The organism is Bartonella sp. AP88HLJMH (assembly GCF_042195605.1).
Classification (GTDB): Bacteria; Pseudomonadota; Alphaproteobacteria; order Rhizobiales; family Rhizobiaceae; genus Bartonella.
On record NZ_JBHIOR010000138.1, the window covers coordinates 1 to 509 of the forward strand.

The 509-nt window shown below is 43.6% G+C and carries 1 pseudogene; it reads right to left on the reverse strand.

Annotated features, from left to right (window positions below):
• Positions 1-38: 38 nt before the first annotated feature.
• Positions 39-509, reverse strand: a pseudogene (locus ACFIMA_RS10025) (phage tail protein); the annotation flags it as partial.

The following is a 509-nucleotide window of genomic DNA, read 5'->3' on the forward strand; positions in this document are numbered from 1 at the left end:
TGTCAATTGCAAAGGGTAAACCACTTTCATGCTTCATATTAAAACCTCAATAAAATCTTGAATTGTTCGCGAACATCGGCACGCAAAGGAATATTGATAGGCGTTTTGAGTATCTCTACACCGCCATTTAGCTCATCAGCCCCTAACCAAAGTTTGCCAAGAGGGGTTTGTTGTGCAAGACAGCCATGAACGAGAAGGGAAACAGCGGCGGCTTGTTTGTCCTCAACATCTTCAAAATCTGTGCGGGCTGCAAGAAACAACAGAGTGCCTGTTGTAGAAGGGTTAAATCTGTTGCCACAATGGTTGTAAACACCCTCTAAAACCTGCTCTACAGGCTGGACAATGTTGCATCGGCGATACCCAATCAGAGTATTGTTTTCGTCTCTTAAAGCCAAATAAAGGGGACGATTTTGGAACCACTCTGCCATGAGTATATCGCGTTCATGTTTTTTGACCGAACACCACGGAAAATTTGCCAAATCCCAAGGATAATCAATTTGGTTCCAGCT